The following is a 16194-nucleotide window of genomic DNA, read 5'->3' on the forward strand; positions in this document are numbered from 1 at the left end:
ATGAACGACATCCGCGTAGGCATCTCCGGCTGGCGCTACGCTCCCTGGCGCGGCGTGTTCTACCCCGAGGGGCTGCCCCAGAGGCTGGAGCTGGCCTACGCGTCGCGCGAGTTCTCCACCATCGAGCTCAACGGCTCGTTCTATTCGCTACAGACCCCGGAACGCTACGCCAGCTGGTATGCCGATACGCCGCGCGGCTTCCTGTTCAGCATCAAGGGGCCGCGCTACATGACCCACATCCTGCGGCTCAAGGAAATCGACCGGCCCCTGGCCAACTTCCTGTCCTCCGGGCTATTCGAACTGAAGGAGAAGCTGGGCCCTATCCTGTGGCAATTCCCTCCCAGCATGCGCTTCGACCAGGAACGCTTCGAAACCTTCTTCAGGGCCTTGCCGCACGATACGGACCGCGCCCGCGTCCTGGCCAGAAAGCACGAGGCACGCATGCGAGGGCGCGCGAGCCTGGCAACGTTTCCCGACCAGCCCATGCGCCATGCCATAGAGATCCGGCACGACAGCTTCTTGGATACGGCCTTCACCGACATGCTGCGCCACTACGGCGTCGCCCTGGTGGTGGCCGACACGGCGGGCAAATGGCCTTACGAGGAAGACGTCACGGCCGACTTCGTCTACATCCGGCTGCACGGCGATCAGGAACTCTACGTCAGCGGCTATACCGACCCGGCGCTGGACCGCTGGGGCGAGCGCATCGCCGCCTGGGCCCGTGGGACCGAACCGCGCGACGCCCGCCGCATCGACGGCAAGGCGCCGCACCGGCCGGGCCGCGACGTGTTCTGCTACTTCGACAACGACGCCAAGGTCGAGGCCCCCCGCAATGCCAAGACGCTGATGGGCAAGCTGGGGCTGCCCATGCAGGCCGTCTGACGGACATCCAACCCCGGCATGAATCCGTGACATCCCGCTTTGCCGGCCAAGCCACCGCAAGGCCTGGCCCCTTCACCCCTTCGGAAACGGCCGGCTCAGGAAGCGCGAACCCGCCAGCCCGAAGCGCCATGGCACGTCGCGCGCCTTCGATATGCCTATCCTCGGCCCTGCGACAACGGGGGGTTCTTCCTCCCTGGGCTGCAGCGCGAACGGCGGCCGGTCCAGCGCCAGGCCGTCGAAGCTGCGGTCGATGCCCAGCGCCTGGCCGACCCGGCCCGGACCCGAGCAAAGCAGTCGCGCATCCTCCACGCCTCGCCGTGCCCGCATGACGTCTATCCCATGAGTGGGCTCCAGCGCGCGTATCAGCACGCCGGCGCCATGGCCGGATTCGCGGCACACCAGGTTCAGGCACCAGTGGATCCCGTAAGACCGATACACATAAGCCCGGCCGGGCGTGCCGAACATCGATGCGTTGCGCGGCGTCGGCCCGGAGAAACTGTGGGAAGCGGGATCTTCCCTGTCGTAGGCTTCTGCTTCCACGATGCGGCCGCCCACGCCGTCCACCAGCAGCGTCACCCCGATAAGCAGGCGTGCGACCTCGGACGAAGGCGCATGGAAGTCGATGTTGGCGAGCCGGTGAGTCGAACGCATGGAAATCCTCGAAAAATCACAGCAGGCGGTTTTTCATGGAGAAGTCGATGGCCTGCCGCGCGATGGCCAGCATTCCCGGAACGACCGGGCGAGTGTCGTCCCGCCGCCAGCGGAACGAATACGGTAGCGGCCTGAGCGCCGGCGTGCTCTTGAGGACGCGCAATCGGCCGCGCTTGGCGAGCGCCGCTGCCCAGCCGGCAGGCAGTATCCCTACGCCGACGCCTTCGCTCACCAGGCCGGCGATGGCCCCCCAATTGTTGCAGATCAGCCGCTGATGGATGTCCAGCCCGCTGGCATTGAGCCAGTCGTCGAGCACACGGGTCGTCCCGGCCCCCAAGGGCAACGTGACGAGCGGATAGGTGGCCAGCAGGCGCGCGGTCATGGCGGTGGACGAAGCTTCGGCGTCCACGCTGGTCACCCAGGAAAACCGCGCTTCGCCGATCCGCTCGGAGCAAATGTCGGGGCGCGGAGACCGGCCGGCGATGACGGCGCAATCCAGCTGGCCGCTTTCCAGCCCGTGCTCCAGCGCCGCCCCTACGTCCACCGTGGGTTCCACGACCAGTTCCGGGTGCTCCCTCTTGGCGAGCGTGAGCAGGCGCGGCAGCCACGTGAGGGCCGTCAACTCGCCCACGCCGATCCTGCAGCGTCCCGCCAAGCCGGTGTCCACGGCCACGCAGCGGCGTACCGACTCGGCTTCCTGCAGCAAGCCCCAGGCGCGCGGCACCAGCCGCTTTCCAGCCTCGCTGAGCTCCGCCTTGTGCCCGGACCGGTCGAACAGCGCGACGCCCAGCGACTGTTCCAGTTCGCTGACGCGCTTGGACAGCGACGAAACGGACAGGTGCAGCCTTTCAGCAGCGATCGCGAAGCTTGCGCACGTCGCCGCCCAATAGAAAGCCTCCAGTTGCTTCAGCGTCATGGCCATGCATCCCGCGCTTTCATTCGAATAAATCGAAATAGTTTTTTTGAATTTTATCGCTTTCTTAACACAAACCGGATCGCTAGAGTGTGCTCGTCCCGAACTTCGGCAGATTTCGACTCGATGGCTGCGAACGCTGAACACTCCGTCCCGTCTTCCCCGTCCAGCCTGCCGGGCACGCAGGTCCTGCCCGCCCTCCGGCCGGACCGGCGCCTGCGCGACGTGCTGTGTCTCGACGATTTCGAGCCGTTGGCCCGTAGGCGGCTGCCGCGCCCCATCTTCGGCTACGTGGCGGGAGCCGCCGAACGCAACAGCTCGCTGCGCGACAATGCCGAGGCATTCGAAGGCTACGGCTTCGTCCCTCGCACGCTGGTGGACGTATCCCGGCGAACGCAGGCCGTCACGCTGTTCGGCACGCGCTACGCGCACGCCTTCGGCATCGCCCCCATGGGAATCAACGCCCTCTCGGCCTACCGCGGGGACATCGTGCTCGCCAGCGAGGCTGCCGCGGCAGGCATGCCTTCGATCATGAGCGGCAGCTCGTTGATTCCCCTGGAGGACGTCGCGCGCCAGGCGCCGGGGACCTGGTTCCAGGCCTATCTTCCCGGCGACGTCGCGCGCATCGATCCGCTGATCGAACGCGTCGCCAAGGCAGGTTACCGGACGCTGGTGCTTACCGTGGACATTCCCGTATCGGCCAATCGCGAGAACAACATCCGCACGGGTTTCTCCACCCCGCTTCGGCCCAGCCTGCGGCTGGCCTGGGACGGCTTGAGCCATCCGCGCTGGCTGTGCGGCACGTTCCTGCGAACGCTGGTACGGCACGGCCTGCCTCATTTCGAGAATTCGTTCGCCACGCGCGGCGCTCCTATTCTTTCGTCGAGCGTCCTGCGCGACTTCACGGCGCGCGATCACCTGAACTGGGAGCACGTGGCCCGCATTCGCCGCCGTTGGCAAGGCACGCTGGTCCTGAAGGGCGTGCTGCATCCGGGCGACGCCGCGCTGGCGAAAAAGCACGGCGTGGACGGCCTCATCGTCTCCAATCACGGGGGACGCCAGTTGGACGGCGCCGTTTCCGCCCTGCGCGTATTGCCGTCCATCGTCGATGCCGCCCAGGGCATGACGGTCATGATGGACGGCGGCGTCCGGCGCGGCACCGATGTACTGAAGGCGCTGGCACTGGGCGCCGCATGCGTCTTCATCGGACGCCCGTTCAACTACGCCATGGCCGCGGCAGGCGCCGCCGGCGTGAAACACGCGATCCGCCTGCTTGCGGACGAGGTGGACCGCGGCATGGCCATGCTCGGCATCAATACCCTGGCCGAGCTGGACGCCGGCCTGCTCATGCCGCTGCGCGCAGGGCGGCACGCCGCCGGGGCGCCATAGCGCCAGCCGCCGGACTGCCTGCCCGCGCCCGGCCTCCCCCCTTATCCACCACTCTCACCAACAGCGAGGTCCTCCCATGACCAAGAGCGTCATCTACAGCCCCAAAGTCACCCGCACGAAGGCCCCTGGCCCAGGCTGGAGCCAACGTGGCCTTGCTCGCCCGTACCGCGCGGGATCTCGAGTCGGTCCGCGGCGAAATCGAGGCTCTCGGCGGCGCTGCGTCGGCGGTGGCCGCCGATGTCACTGATTCCGCCGAGGTCGACCGCGCCGTCGCCGCCGTCCAGGAGCGTTTCGGCACCGTTGACATCCTCGTGCATTCGGCCGGCGGCAGCCAGCGCAAGCCCGTGCTGGAGCTGGCCGACGACGAGTGGAAGCGGCTGGTGGGCGTCAACCTCGACTCCACCTTCTACGTTTGCCGCGCGGCCGGCCGGCTCATGCATGCGCAGGGCCGGGGCTCGATCATCAACATCGCCTCCGCGGCCGGATTGCGCGGGCGCCCCAACAATGCCCCTTACAGCGCCGCCAAGGCCGCCATGATCAACTTTTCGCGCGCGCTGGCCATGGAATGGGCGCCGCGAGGCATACGGGTGAATACGCTGGCGCCGGGGCGCTTCCTGACGCCGCTGACAGAAACGGAAATGAGCGTTCCCGAGAAATACGCCGCGTTCGTCAAGAACGTGCCGCTCGGACGGATCGGCCGACCGGAGGAACTGAAGGAAATCGCCGTCTGGCTGGCCTCCGACGCGTCGGCCTTCGTCACGGGAGCCACCATCGTGATAGATGGTGGCCAGACGCTGCTCTAGGGCGCCCGCCGTCAGCTGACGGCGGCTGCCCCTTGCCGCTCCGCCGGCGCCACCGCGCGGATCGCGTCCTCCACCGTCTCGAGGAAGATGAACTGGAGCTGCTTGCGCGATTCCTCGGGAATGTCGTCGATGTCCTTCCGGTTGCGGGCGGGCAGCATGACGGTCTTGATGCCCGCCCGCAGCGCGGCCAGCACCTTCTCCTTGATGCCGCCTACGGGCAAGACCAGGCCACGCAGGCTGATCTCGCCCGTCATCGCGCGGTCGGAAGGGACAGGGGTGTCGGTCATCAGCGAAGTCAGCGCCACGAACATGGCCACCCCCGCGCTGGGGCCGTCCTTGGGAATCGCGCCGGCAGGCACGTGGACGTGGATGTCGTTGCGCTCGAACAGCGCGGGGTCGACATTCAGCGAGGCCGCCCGCGCCTTGAGCAGCGTCAGCGCCGCCTGCACGCTTTCGCGCATGACCTCGCCCAGCTGCCCGGTCAGGATCAGCTTGCCGTTGCCCGGCGTGCGGCTGGCTTCGATGAACAGGATGTCGCCGCCGACCGGCGTCCAGGCAAGGCCGGTCGCCACGCCCGGCAGGCCGGTGCGCATCGCGATCTCGCTTTCGAAGCGCGGCGCGCCCAGCACCGTATGCACGTCGCCCACATCGATGCGCACGTGCTGGGCGGTTCCCTCGGCAATGCTCATGGCCGCATGGCGGAAGGCGCTGCCGATCTCCCGCTCGAGGTTGCGCACGCCGGCCTCGCGGGTATAGCCGTTGATCACTTCGCGGATGGCCGCGTCCGTGATTTCGCACTGGTCCGGCCTCAGGCCATTGGCTTCGAGCTGCCGCGGCACCAGGTAGCGGCGCGCGATTTGCGCCTTCTCTTCCTCGGTATAGCCGGGCAGCGAGATGACTTCCATGCGGTCCCGCAACGGGCCCGGGATGGAATCGAGCACGTTGGCCGTCGCGATGAACAGCACCTTGGAGAGGTCGAACGGCACGCCCAGGTAATTGTCGCGGAAGGTGTCGTGCTGCTCGGGATCGAGCACCTCCAGCAGCGCGGCGGCCGGATCACCCTGCACGCTCGCGCCCAGCTTGTCGACCTCGTCCAGCATCATCACGCAGTTGTTGGAACCGGCCTTGTGGATGGCCTGGATCACGTTGCCCGGCAGGGCCCCGATATAGGTGCGGCGGTGCCCGCGGATCTCGGCCTCGTCGTGCACGCCCCCCAGGCTCAGGCGCACGAACTTGCGTCCCGTGGCCTTGGCGATGCTTTGCCCCAGCGAAGTCTTGCCCACCCCGGGTGGCCCGGAAAAGCACAGCACCGGGCTCTTGCCGCCCGGATTGAGCTTGCGCACGGCCAGGTATTCCAGGATGCGGCGCTTGATCTTGTCCAGCCCGTAGTGATCCTCGTCCAGAATGCGCCGGGCCTCGGCGATGTCGATGCGGTCCTCGGTGGACACCGACCAAGGCAGCTCGATCAGCCAGTCCAGGTAGGTGCGTATCATCGAGTATTCGGCCGAAGCCTCGGGAATGCTCTCCAGGCGCTTGAGCTCCTTGCGCGCCTGCTTCTCGGCCTCTTCGGGCATCTTCGCCTTGGCGATCCGTTCGCCCAGTTCGGCCAGTTCGGCGCTGTTGCCTTCGGCTTCGCCCAGCTCCTGCTGGATGGTCTTGAGCTGCTCTCGCAGCATGACCTCGCGCTGGCGGTCCTCGAAGCGCGCCTTGGTCTGCTGGTCGATGTCGCGGCTGATCCGCAACACCTCGATCTGGTGCGCCATCAGCGCCAGCACCTTGTCGGCGCGTGCGATGACGTCCACGGTCTCGAGCACGCCCTGCTTTTCCTCGGGCTTGATCTCCATCAGGCCGGCGATGAAGTCGGACAGCAGCGGCGTGGAGGTCATGTTCTGGATGGAAGCGGCCAGCTCGGCCGGCGCCTGCGGCAGCAACTGGAGGATTTCCTGGGACCTCGTCTTGAGCTGGATCAGGCGGGCCTCGATCTCGGAGGTCATGATCTCGGGGTCTTCGAAGCGCTGCACCCGCGCCACCATGAAGGGGAAGCCCTGGAGCACCTCCACGATGCGAAAGCGCTGCACGCCCTGGCAGATCACATGATGCGCGCCGTCGGGCGTGGTGACGTAGCGCAGGACGTTGGACACCGTCCCGATCGCATGCAGGTCTCCGGCCTGCGGCTCTTCCACTTCCGGATTGCGCTGCAGGACGACGCCGACCTGGCGATTGGCCCGCGCGGCGTCCTGGGCGCCACGCACCGAGCTCTCGCGGCCGATGGAAATGGGCGCCACCAGGCCCGGAAAAAGCACGAGGTTGCGTACCGGTATCAGCGTGAGGGCATCGCTGGGAAGCGCGATCGATGGCGACGCGCCTTGCGCCGCGGACTGCGCGCCCTCCTGTTGTCCCGGCGCTTCCTGGCCCGGCTGTCGGTCCCGAAATTCGTTTTCCATGGCTTCTTACCTGTCCCGTTTCGAGTTGTGGCCTATCCCAGCTTGAGCAAGGTCAACAGCAGACATCCGTCCACCATCCTGGATTCGCGGATCTCGAATGCGCCCGGCGGCAGCGCGATACGCCGCTCGAAGCGGCCGTAGGGAATTTCGATGCGGCGGATGTGGGCCTCGGCCGGCGCGGGCAGCAGGCGTTCGCCGACCACCGACAGGGTGGCGCCTTCGATCAGGACCTGGACCTGGTCCGGCGACACGCCGGGCAGCGCCACCAATACCGAAAGCGCCCGGCCGGTTTCGAAAATGTCGATGGGAGGTTCCCAGGTCGGCCCCTGGGGGCTGCCCTGACTCAGGCGGAAGAACTGCCGGTGCAGGTTATCCGCCTGCTCCAGCAGTTTGACCGCATCGATCCACATGGCGTTGGACGGTTTGCGATGAATCATGGTCCTTGTCCTTGCACGAGCCTGGCCCGATGGCTCCAAGTTAAGGCGACGGCCCGCATCTGGCAATAGGGGGCGGAAGGGCCGCGCCCCGCCGCGGCGCCGGAAGGCGCGCCAGGCGTGGCGTGGCGGATTCGTAACAGATGTAGCGGAAAGACGGCGACGCCGGAACCGGGCTCAGGAGCCCGGGACCTGCGCCGGGGAAGGCGCCGCCTCGTCCCCGCCGCCGATGGCCTTGTAGATTGCGACCAGGCCGATCCGAAGCTGGCTGTCGCTTTGCGCCAGCTCCCGCCGCGCCTGCAGCAGCGTACGGCGGGCGTCGAGCTCCGTCAGGAAATCGGTCAGCCCGCCCGCGTAGCGCGCCTGCGCCAGCTCGTGGGCGTCGCGGCTGGCGCGCAGTTTATCCAGCAAGTCCAGGTTGCGTCGGCGCTCGGCGCTGTAGCCGGTCAAGGCATCGTCGATTTCCTGCCAGGCCCGGAGCACCGTCTGCTGGTAGGACACCGCCGCCTCCTGCTGCTCCAGTTCCCGCAGGGCCACGGTGGTTCGCCTGCGCCCCTGGTCGAACAGCGGCAAGGCCAGGCTCGGCCCTACCGACCAGCGCCGGCTGCCCCACTCGCCGAATTTGCCGTCCTTGAACGACTCGTAGCCGAAGCTCGCTCCCAGGACGATGCGCGGATAGAGATCGGCCGTCGCGATCCCTATGCCGGCCGTCGCCGCATGCAGCCGCGCCTCCGCGGCCTCGATGTCCGGCCGGCGCCGCGCCACCTGCGAGGGCAGGCCCAGCGCCAGGTCGGGCAAGGCGGCCAGCGCCGCATCCGGCGTATCGGCCAGCATGTCCCGCAGCGCCCCCGGCGTCTGCCCGATCAACAGTCCGATGCGATTGGCCGCGGCCGCCTCTTGCGCCTGCAGTGGCGGCATGCGTCCGTTCAAATCCGCCAGCAGCGCGTGCTGCCGGGACACGTCCAGCTCGTCGATCTGCCCGCCGTCCCGGCGCGCCTGCAGGAGTTCCAAGGCGGCCTTGGCGGCGTCGATGTCTTCCCTCAGCAAGCGCAACTGCCGCTGGGTGCCGCGCAGCTCGAAATAATTCCGGGCGATTTCGCTCGACACCGCCAGCCGCGCCTGCTCCAGCAACGCTCCCGATGCCGACACATCGGCATCGGCCGCTTCGATCGAGCGTGCCACCCGGCCCCAGAGATCGAGCTCCCAGGAAGCGTCGAACCCCGCCTGGTGGAGCGTAAAGGGATCGCTCAGCACCGACACCAGTTGCTCGCGGTTATTGGGCGCGATGGCATCGAGCATGCGCGTGCCGGCGCCGTACTCGCTCTGGCGCTGGCGCGACACGCCCGCCGAAGCGTCCACCCGCGGCCCGCGCTGCGCGGCCGCCGTCTGCCGCTGCACGCGGCTCTGCGCGAACCGCAGCGCCGCCGTGCGCAAGTCCGGACTCGCCTCGCGCGCCCGGGCCAGCAGTGCATCGAGCCTCGCATCGCCGAAGGCTTCCCACCATTTCGAGGATGGCGCCGCGGTGAACACGGGATCCCGCAGCGTTTCGGGGCCGCTGCGCCAACTCGCCCAGTCCGCGGGCGCGGGAGCCTGCGGCGCCGAGAAATCGGGTCCCACGGCTGCGCAGCCACCGAGAACCAGCGACAGCAACGCCGCGGGCAGGGGCCGCGGGAACGGACCGGCCGCGCGCCGGCGGAGGGGATCGAATGCCATGGTCGCCTCCCGGTCAGACCAAACGATGGCGGAACAGCCACGCCGCCAACGGCAGCGTGATCGTTCCGACAATGAACATCGGCACGAGATTGCGCCAGAGCGAAAGCAATCCCGCGCCTTCCAGGTAGACGCGCTGTACCAGGTCGATGGCGAAGCGCAGCGGATTCGCCAAGGTGGCAAGCTGCAAGGGCTCGGGCATGTTGCGCACCGGCGTGGCCAGGCCGGACAACAGCATCAGCGGCATGATCAGCACGAAGGTATAAAGCATGGCCTGCTGCATGTTGACCGACACGGCGGAGATCGACAGCCCTATTCCCACGCAGGCCGTCGTGAAAATGGCCAGGCCCGCATACAGCGCCAACAGCGATCCGGCCATGGGGATGCGGAACCAGAACAGCGCGACGCACAGAATGATCGAGGACTGCACGAGCCCGATGAGGACCGGCGGAATGGCCTTGCCGATCATGATCTCCATGGGCGTATAGGGCGTCACCAGCAGCTGGTCGAACGTGCCCTGCTCGCGCTCGCGCGCGACGGACAGCGCGGTGAGCATCAGCGTCTGCATCATGCTGAGCGCGGCGATCAAGGCCGGCATGATGTTCCAGCGCGTCTCGAGGTTGGGGTTGTACCAGACGCGGGACACGGCCGTGACCGGCATCCCGTCGCCGCGCCGCTCGGCGTTGTAGGCGGACACGATCTCGGCGACGTGGGCAGACGCCTGGCCGGCCGTGGTCGAGTTGCGGCCATCGAGAATGACCTGCAAGGGCGCGGCCTGCCCCTGGGCCAGGCGGGCGTCGAAATCCGCTCCGAACTGCAGGACCACCAGCGCATCGCCGCGGTCCACCGCCCGCGCGATGTCCCGAGGCGAGTCGAGCGTGGCGATCCGGTGGAAGACTCCCGTGCCGTCGAGCCGGGCGAGCAGCCTGGCCGATGCCTCGCCCCGGCTCTGATTGAGCACCGCATACGGCACGTCGGTCAGGTTGTACGTGGCGGCATAACCGAACACCAAGCTCTGCACCAGCGCCGGCACGACGAGTATGGCCCGGTTGGCGGGATCCTTCAGTATGGCCAGCAATTCCTTGCGGCATAGCTGGAGCAGGCGGCGCCAGAAGTCGATGAAGGCATCCATGCGTCAATCCAGTTTCTTGCGCGTGACAAATCGCGCCACGCCCAGCAGCACGATGGCGTAGCCCGCCAGGATGGCGCAATTCCTGCCGATCAGCGGCCAGTTGTTGCCGGCCAGGAACAAGGACTTGATCAGCTCCATGAAATAGGTGGCGGGCAGTATCTGGCCGATGACGCGTATGGCCACCGGCACGTTGCGCAGGTCGAACATGAAGCCGGAGAGCATCAGCGCCGGCAGGAAGCTCGCGATCAGGGCCACCTGGCTGGCCAGGAACTGGTTCTTGGTGATAGAGGAAATCACCAGGCCGATGCCGAGCGCCACGAGCAGGTAAAGCATGGCGGCGAAGAGCAGAACCGGCAGCGAACCGTACATGGGCACGTGGAACAGAAAGGCCGCGGCGGCCAGGCAGAGCGCCAGCCCGATCAGTCCCACGCAGAAATAGGGAACGATCTTGGACAGCAGCACTTCCACCGGCCGCACCGGCGTGACGAACAACGCCTCCAGCGTTCCCCTCTCCCACTCTCTCGCCATGACGAGCGCGGTCAGGAACGCGCCCACCAGCGTCATGATGAGCACGATCAGCCCGGGCACCAGGTACCAGGTGCTGGTGTTGGCGGCGTTGAACCACATGCGGTCGACCACCTCGACGCGGCCCGCGGCGGACAGTCCGGCTTCGCCGCGATCGGCCCGCTTCTGGTTCCAGAGGCCCAGCGCACCGGCGACGTAGCCACGTATCATCGTCGCGCGGCTGGCGTCGGCGCCCTGCAGCAAGACCTGCACCTGCGCATCGCCGGCCGCCAGGCGACGCGAAAAATCGGCCGGAACCAATACCGCTGCGTCCACGTCCCGATCGCGCATCAAGGCATAGGCCTCATGCGCCGATCCCACCACCCGCGGCGCCAGATAGCCGGGCATCGCGAGGCCGGCCACCACGTCGTGCGCAGCCGGCGAAGCGTCGTCGAGAACGACCGCCACGGGCGCGTTCTTCACGTCCAGCGAAAGTCCATAGCCGAAAATCAGGATCAGGACGATGGGCAGTGCGATGCCCATCATCAGATTGGCGCGATCGCGCAGCAACTGGCGTACTTCCTTGCGCGTCAGCGAGACCAGGCGGCGCCAGAAGCCTGCGGAGGTGGCAATGCGCGTGCCTTCGTTCATGCCGCGCCCTCCGCAAGGGACTCGCGCCGCCCCCGCTCGACGATGCCGATGAAGGCCTGTTCCATGTCCAGGCGCCGCGCCTCGGTCTCGCCCGCCAACTGCCGAACCTGCGCCGGCGTGCCCAGGGCCAGCAGCCTGCCGGCATCCTGGATGACGATGCGGTCGCAGTACTCGGCTTCTTCCATGAAGTGCGTCGTCACGACGATGGTCGTGCCGCCTTGGGCGAGCGCCGTAATGCGGCGCCAGAAATCGCGGCGGGCGAGCGCATCGGCGCCACTCGTGGGCTCGTCCAGGAACAGGATCTCCGGCTCGTGCAGCAGGGCGACCGCCATCGCGAGACGCTGCTTGTAGCCGCCCGGCAGCCGCCCGCTGGCCGCATGCGCCTCGCCCTCGAGGTCGAACTGTGCCATGACGGCCCCGATGCGCGCACGCAAGCGCTCGCCATGCAGTCCATAGGCATGGCCGAAGAACACGAGGTTCTCCATGACCGTCAGATTCCCGTACAGCGCGAACTTCTGCGATACATAGCCGATGCGGCGCCGCGCCTGCGCCGGGGCCGTCCTCAGGTCGACGCCCGCCACTCGCAGGAAACCGCTGCTCGCGGGCAGCAGTCCGCACAGCATGCGAAATGTCGTGGTCTTGCCTGCGCCATTCGGTCCGAGCAGGCCGAAGATCTCGCCTTTGTTCACGGTGAAGCTGGTACGGTCCACGGCGGTGAAATCGCCGAACTTGCGAACCAGGTCGCGGACCTCGATGACCGGGCCGCCCCGGGCCGGCTCCGTCGGCAATGCCGCGCCGTGTCCGGGCAGCGGCGCGGCGGCGCCCGCTCCGCGCTTGTGCTCGCGCAACAGCACCATGAAGCCATCTTCCAGCCGGGCATCGGCGGGCCGCCACGCGGGGGACTCCTGGGCCGATGGCCGCCGGATCACTCGCACCTGCCCGCCTTGCGGCACGGCATCAATGACCCTGTCCGCGTCGTCGAGCAGGCGAGCCTGAAGCACCCGGGCCGGCTCGCCCGGCGACGGGACGGCGATAAAGCAAAGGCCACGCGCATGGCGGCGTATGTCCTCCGGGCGGCCCTGCGCCAGCAATTTGCCCTCGTGCAGCACGAACACGCTGGCGCAGCGTTCGGCCTCGTCGAGATACGTCGTGCTGACCACCACCGACAAGCGCTCGTCGTCGACCAGCTGCTGGACGATCTGCCAGAGCTCGCGGCGCGAAAGCGGGTCCACCCCCACGGTAGGTTCATCCAGCAGCAACAGTTCGGGAGAACGGACCAGCGTGCAGGCCAGTCCGAGCTTCTGCTTCATGCCGCCGGACAGCTTGCCCGCCGGCCGCGCCGTGAAACGTCCCAGATCGGTCATTTCCAACAGCCGCTGGTACCTGCGCTGGCGCTGAACCATCGGCACGCCGTGCAGGTCGGCGTACAGATCCAGGTTCTCCTGCACGCTCAGGTCCTCGTACAGGCCGAAACGCTGCGGCATGTAGCTGATGCGGTTCTGCACGTCCTGCGGGTGGGCCGCCACATCGATGTCCAGCACCCGCAGCGCGCCCTCCGGCTTCATCAGGCCGGCGATCAGCCGAAGCAGCGTGGTCTTGCCCGCTCCGTCGGGCCCCACCAGCGCGGTCAAGGCACCGGCGGGCGCCTCGAGCGATATGCCGTCCAGCGCCATGGTCTCGCGCCCCCCGTGCCCGGCCGGGAAGCGCTTGCGCACGTCGCGCGCCGCGACGACGGCCGCGGCGCTCATCGGGCCGATACCTTGTCGCCCTGCCGATCGAGGGCAATGCGCACCGTGGCCGGCATGCCCAGGCGCAGCCGGTCTTGCGGGTCGTCCACGATTACGCGCATTTCGTAGACCAGGCTGGTGCGCAACTCTTCGGTCTGCACGTTCTTGGGCGTGAACTCCGCCACCGACGAGATATAGCCAATTCGCCCTGCGATCGGCTGGTCGGGATGGCTGTCGGTAACGACCTGGGCCGCCATGCCGGGCCGCACCTGCCCCAGCCGAGGCTCGGGCACATAGGTTCGGACCCATTTGGGATCGGTCAGCGCAAGCGCATAGGCCGGACGCTGGGGCGTGGCCATGTCGCCCGGCTCGAGCAGTCTTGCCCGCACCACCGCGTCGGTAGGCGCCTTGAGCTCGGATTGTTCCAGCCGGTATGCGATCAGCGCCAGCTCCGCGCGGGACACGTCGAGCTGCGCCTGGGCCTGGGCAATGTCTTCCTTGCGCGGCCCGACCCGGGCCAATTGCAAGGCCTTGCCGCGATCCTCCCATTGCGCGCGCGCCACCCGCAGCCGAGATTCGGCATTATCGAGATCCTGCCGGCTCACGCCGCGCCCCCCGGTGTTCGCCGCAATCCCTTTCAAGCGCTCGAGCTGCTGCGCGGCCAGCTCGACCTCCGCCCGGGCTGCCGCCACCTGCGCCTGGGCCTGGGCGATCTCTTCGGGCCGCGTCCCGTTGCGCAACCGCAGCAGCGCCTGCTCCTGCACGGCGATCCGGGCGCGGGCCTGGGCTTCCTGCAATTGCAAGGCACGACGGTCCAGCACCGCAAGCACCTCTCCCGCCTTGACCCGGTCCCCCTCCTCCACGCGCATCTCGGCCACCCGGTCGCTGCCGTCGAACGCCAGCGATATCTGGCGGATGTCGACGTTGCCATAGAGCGTCAGGCCGTCCTCGGCAGGAGCCGGACGCCATGCATACCATGCCGCGCCCGCCACGGCGGCGGCCACCACCACGCCCGCAATCACCACTTTCTTCATCGCCGGACCCCAAGCTGTCGGTGTCCGGATTATATAACTCAAATTTCAATTTGGAATATGATGTTTTACACTTCCCCCTGCATTCTTCAAGGAACCGGCCTCTTCCGAATGGCAGCCAGAGCAACAAGACCTTCGACTCCCGCGCGTTCGCCCCGCATGGACGGTGAAGCCACCCGCGCCCGCATCCTCGAAACGGCCGGGCAGCTTTTTGCCGAGCGCGGCTACGCCGACACCACCAGCAAGGCCATCTGCGAACGGGCGCAATGCAACATGGCCGCGGTCAACTACCACTTCGGCAGCCGCGACGGCCTTTATCTCTCCCTATTGAAGGAAGTGCACAAGCACCTGATCAGCCTGGACTATCTGGCGCGGCTGGCGCACAGCGCCCAGCCTCCGCGGCAGAAACTGGAGGCGTTCCTGGACGGGCTCACCGCCAGCCTGCTGAATTCGGAGGGCTGGCACATTCGCCTGTGGGCACGCGAGGTGCTGGCGCCCTCGCCGCACCTGGCCGGCATCATCGAAGCCGAAGCCCTGCCCAAATTCGGGCTTATCAGCGCCATCATCGGCGAGATCACCGGCATCCCCCCGGGGGATCCGGCGCTCACCCGCTGTGTCCTGAGCGTAATGGCGCCGTGCATGATGCTGCTGGTCATCCACCGGGACATGAACAGCCCCATCCAGGCCATCTTCGAACAGCCGGCCGAAGTCCTGGCCTCTCACCTGAAGACCTATGCGCTGGCGGGACTGGATGCGATCGTGGCGGCGCGCGCGGCTCCGGTGCGCAGCAAACGCGCGCGATAAGGGCGGGAAGAGACCGCCCTACTCTCCTTGCAAGCCGTGGCGGGCGACCACGTCCTTCCACCGGGCGAACTCCTTGCGGTTCAACTCGGCGAACTCCTCGGGCGACGTCAGCACGACGTCATAGCCCTTCTCGAGAAGATCCTGGCGCATCTGCGGCGCGCCCATGATGGCGCCGACCTCGTCGTGGATGCGCTGGACGATGGCCTTGGGCGTGCCGGCCGGCGCGTACATGCCGACCCAGATCGACAAGTCGTATTCGGGATAGCCCGACTCCGCGACGGTGGGAAGGTCGGGCACCAGCCGCGACCGGACCTTGCCGGTCTGCGCCACCGGCTTGAGCTTGCCCGACGCCACGTTCGCGCGCGACGCCTCCACCGTGCTGATCAGCATGGTGGAGCTGTTCTGCATCACGTCCATCGCCGCCACGCCCATGCCGTTGGCCGGGATGTGCCGCATTTTCGTATCCAGCATGTCTTGCAGCACCAGGGAATACAAATGCGTGGTCGAGCCCGGGCCGGGCGAACTGTAGCTGGCGTTATCGCCCATCTTCTTCAGGTAGGACACGAACTCGGGAAAGGTCTTGGCCGGTACCGAGGGATGGGTCAGCACCAGCATCTGCCCGGAAGCGATCTGCCCGATAGGCGCGAAATCCTTGACGGGATCGTAAGGCGTCTTGCGCGACGCGGGCGTAATGACATGGGTATTGAGCGACATCATCAGCGTATAGCCATCCGGCGCCGCCTTGGCCACGTACGCGGTGCCGATGGCCGCGGCCGCGCCGGGCTTGTTCTCGACCACCACGCTCTGTCCCAGCCGGGCAGCCAGCTTGTCCGACAGCAGCCGGGCCAGGGTATCGGCGCTGGTGCCCGGCGTATACGGCACGACGATCTTGATCAACCGTGACGGGTAGTTTCCCTCGGGCTTGGCTGCCGGCTGTCCATGGACGGCCGTACAGGCCAGGCCCAGCGCCGCGGCGAGCGGAAGCTGCAAAGGGAAAAGAACGCGTTTCATGCTTGTCTCCTGACGATGTCCTGGTCGTCCGCCTTGAAAGTACGGACGAATGCTCGCTTCGGCTCTGCGGCCGATGAAGATCCGGCGCCGGGCGGTTCCCCGGTGAAT

At 67.4% G+C, this 16194-nt stretch carries 14 protein-coding genes; 4 read left to right on the plus strand and 10 right to left on the minus strand.

The genetic code is table 11. The features are described 5' to 3' along the window. Entirely contained in the window at positions 1–882 is an 882-nt protein-coding gene (locus tag CDO44_RS26475; RefSeq protein ID WP_087783269.1) for a DUF72 domain-containing protein, read from the plus strand. A 72-nt stretch (positions 883–954) separates the two neighbouring features. On the opposite strand, the gene CDO44_RS26480 is transcribed toward CDO44_RS26475, so the two are convergent. Together CDO44_RS26480 and CDO44_RS26485 are read right to left on the minus strand one after the other, a co-directional pair. After that, positions 955–1533, minus strand: a complete 579-nt coding sequence (locus CDO44_RS26480) for a DNA-3-methyladenine glycosylase (RefSeq protein ID WP_087783270.1) — start codon at positions 1531–1533, stop codon at positions 955–957. Between the two features lie 16 nt (positions 1534–1549). Next, a complete protein-coding gene (locus tag CDO44_RS26485; RefSeq protein ID WP_087783357.1) occupies positions 1550–2449 on the minus strand; it encodes a LysR family transcriptional regulator in 900 nt (299 codons plus the stop codon). Positions 2450–2572: 123 nt separating this feature from the next. Here CDO44_RS26485 and CDO44_RS26490 point away from each other — a divergent pair, with 123 nt between their 5' ends. Beyond that, a complete protein-coding gene (locus CDO44_RS26490) occupies positions 2573–3835 on the plus strand; it encodes an alpha-hydroxy acid oxidase (protein ID WP_087783271.1) in 1263 nt (420 codons plus the stop codon). Between the two features lie 125 nt (positions 3836–3960). Beyond that, positions 3961–4638 carry an SDR family NAD(P)-dependent oxidoreductase gene (locus CDO44_RS26495; RefSeq protein WP_087783272.1) on the plus strand — a complete coding sequence of 226 codons (678 nt, stop codon included), beginning with the start codon at positions 3961–3963 and terminating at the stop codon, positions 4636–4638. Positions 4639–4649: 11 nt separating this feature from the next. On the opposite strand, the gene lon is transcribed toward CDO44_RS26495, so the two are convergent. The 7 genes from lon to CDO44_RS26530 form a co-directional block, all read right to left on the minus strand. Next, positions 4650–7082, minus strand: a complete 2433-nt coding sequence (gene lon, locus CDO44_RS26500; protein ID WP_087783273.1) for an endopeptidase La — start codon at positions 7080–7082, stop codon at positions 4650–4652. 32 nt (positions 7083–7114) lie between these two features. Beyond that, entirely contained in the window at positions 7115–7519 is a 405-nt protein-coding gene (locus CDO44_RS26505; RefSeq protein WP_087783274.1) for an Hsp20/alpha crystallin family protein, read from the minus strand. A 174-nt stretch (positions 7520–7693) separates the two neighbouring features. Next, positions 7694–9229, minus strand: a complete 1536-nt coding sequence (locus CDO44_RS26510) for an efflux transporter outer membrane subunit (protein WP_087783275.1) — start codon at positions 9227–9229, stop codon at positions 7694–7696. Between the two features lie 13 nt (positions 9230–9242). Next, positions 9243–10358: an ABC transporter permease gene (locus CDO44_RS26515; RefSeq protein ID WP_087783276.1), complete on the minus strand. Its 1116-nt coding sequence runs from the start codon at positions 10356–10358 to the stop codon at positions 9243–9245. A 3-nt stretch (positions 10359–10361) separates the two neighbouring features. After that, positions 10362–11513, minus strand: coding sequence for an ABC transporter permease (locus tag CDO44_RS26520; RefSeq protein WP_087783277.1), 1152 nt, complete (start codon positions 11511–11513; stop codon positions 10362–10364). Further along, entirely contained in the window at positions 11510–13261 is a 1752-nt protein-coding gene (locus tag CDO44_RS26525) for an ATP-binding cassette domain-containing protein (protein WP_087783278.1), read from the minus strand. Before CDO44_RS26525 ends, CDO44_RS26520 begins: the two co-directional genes overlap by 4 nt. After that, positions 13258–14274 (minus strand): HlyD family efflux transporter periplasmic adaptor subunit, encoded by a 1017-nt coding sequence (locus CDO44_RS26530; RefSeq protein ID WP_087783279.1) that lies wholly within the window; start codon positions 14272–14274, stop codon positions 13258–13260. The genes CDO44_RS26525 and CDO44_RS26530 overlap by 4 nt, the downstream gene beginning before the upstream one ends. Before the next feature lie 156 nt (positions 14275–14430). On the opposite strand from CDO44_RS26530, the gene CDO44_RS26535 reads away from it, so the two are divergent. Further along, positions 14431–15075, plus strand: coding sequence for a TetR/AcrR family transcriptional regulator (locus tag CDO44_RS26535; RefSeq protein WP_233146379.1), 645 nt, complete (start codon positions 14431–14433; stop codon positions 15073–15075). Between the two features lie 18 nt (positions 15076–15093). Here the strand turns inward: CDO44_RS26535 and CDO44_RS26540 are convergent, their stop codons facing one another. After that, complete coding sequence (locus tag CDO44_RS26540; protein WP_158213451.1) at positions 15094–16086, minus strand: tripartite tricarboxylate transporter substrate binding protein; 993 nt, start codon at positions 16084–16086, stop codon at positions 15094–15096. Between the last annotated feature and the right edge of the window lie 108 nt (positions 16087–16194).

It is taken from the genome of Pigmentiphaga sp. NML080357, from assembly GCF_002188465.1.
In the GTDB taxonomy this organism is placed as follows: Bacteria; Pseudomonadota; Gammaproteobacteria; order Burkholderiales; family Burkholderiaceae_B; genus Pigmentiphaga.

Coding starts and splice junctions, on each gene's coding strand:
- CDO44_RS26535 (WP_233146379.1), top strand. CDS start 14,431: ATGGACGGTGAAGCCACCCGCGCCCGCATCCTCGAAACGGCCGGGCAG.
- CDO44_RS26525 (WP_087783278.1), bottom strand. CDS start 13,261: ATGAGCGCCGCGGCCGTCGTCGCGGCGCGCGACGTGCGCAAGCGCTTC.
- CDO44_RS26520 (WP_087783277.1), bottom strand. CDS start 11,513: ATGAACGAAGGCACGCGCATTGCCACCTCCGCAGGCTTCTGGCGCCGC.
- CDO44_RS26475 (WP_087783269.1), top strand. CDS start 1: ATGAACGACATCCGCGTAGGCATCTCCGGCTGGCGCTACGCTCCCTGG.
- CDO44_RS26540 (WP_158213451.1), bottom strand. CDS start 16,086: ATGAAACGCGTTCTTTTCCCTTTGCAGCTTCCGCTCGCCGCGGCGCTG.
- CDO44_RS26490 (WP_087783271.1), top strand. CDS start 2,573: ATGGCTGCGAACGCTGAACACTCCGTCCCGTCTTCCCCGTCCAGCCTG.
- CDO44_RS26510 (WP_087783275.1), bottom strand. CDS start 9,229: ATGGCATTCGATCCCCTCCGCCGGCGCGCGGCCGGTCCGTTCCCGCGG.
- CDO44_RS26485 (WP_087783357.1), bottom strand. CDS start 2,449: ATGACGCTGAAGCAACTGGAGGCTTTCTATTGGGCGGCGACGTGCGCA.
- CDO44_RS26480 (WP_087783270.1), bottom strand. CDS start 1,533: ATGCGTTCGACTCACCGGCTCGCCAACATCGACTTCCATGCGCCTTCG.
- CDO44_RS26530 (WP_087783279.1), bottom strand. CDS start 14,274: ATGAAGAAAGTGGTGATTGCGGGCGTGGTGGTGGCCGCCGCCGTGGCG.
- lon (WP_087783273.1), bottom strand. CDS start 7,082: ATGGAAAACGAATTTCGGGACCGACAGCCGGGCCAGGAAGCGCCGGGA.
- CDO44_RS26515 (WP_087783276.1), bottom strand. CDS start 10,358: ATGGATGCCTTCATCGACTTCTGGCGCCGCCTGCTCCAGCTATGCCGC.
- CDO44_RS26505 (WP_087783274.1), bottom strand. CDS start 7,519: ATGATTCATCGCAAACCGTCCAACGCCATGTGGATCGATGCGGTCAAA.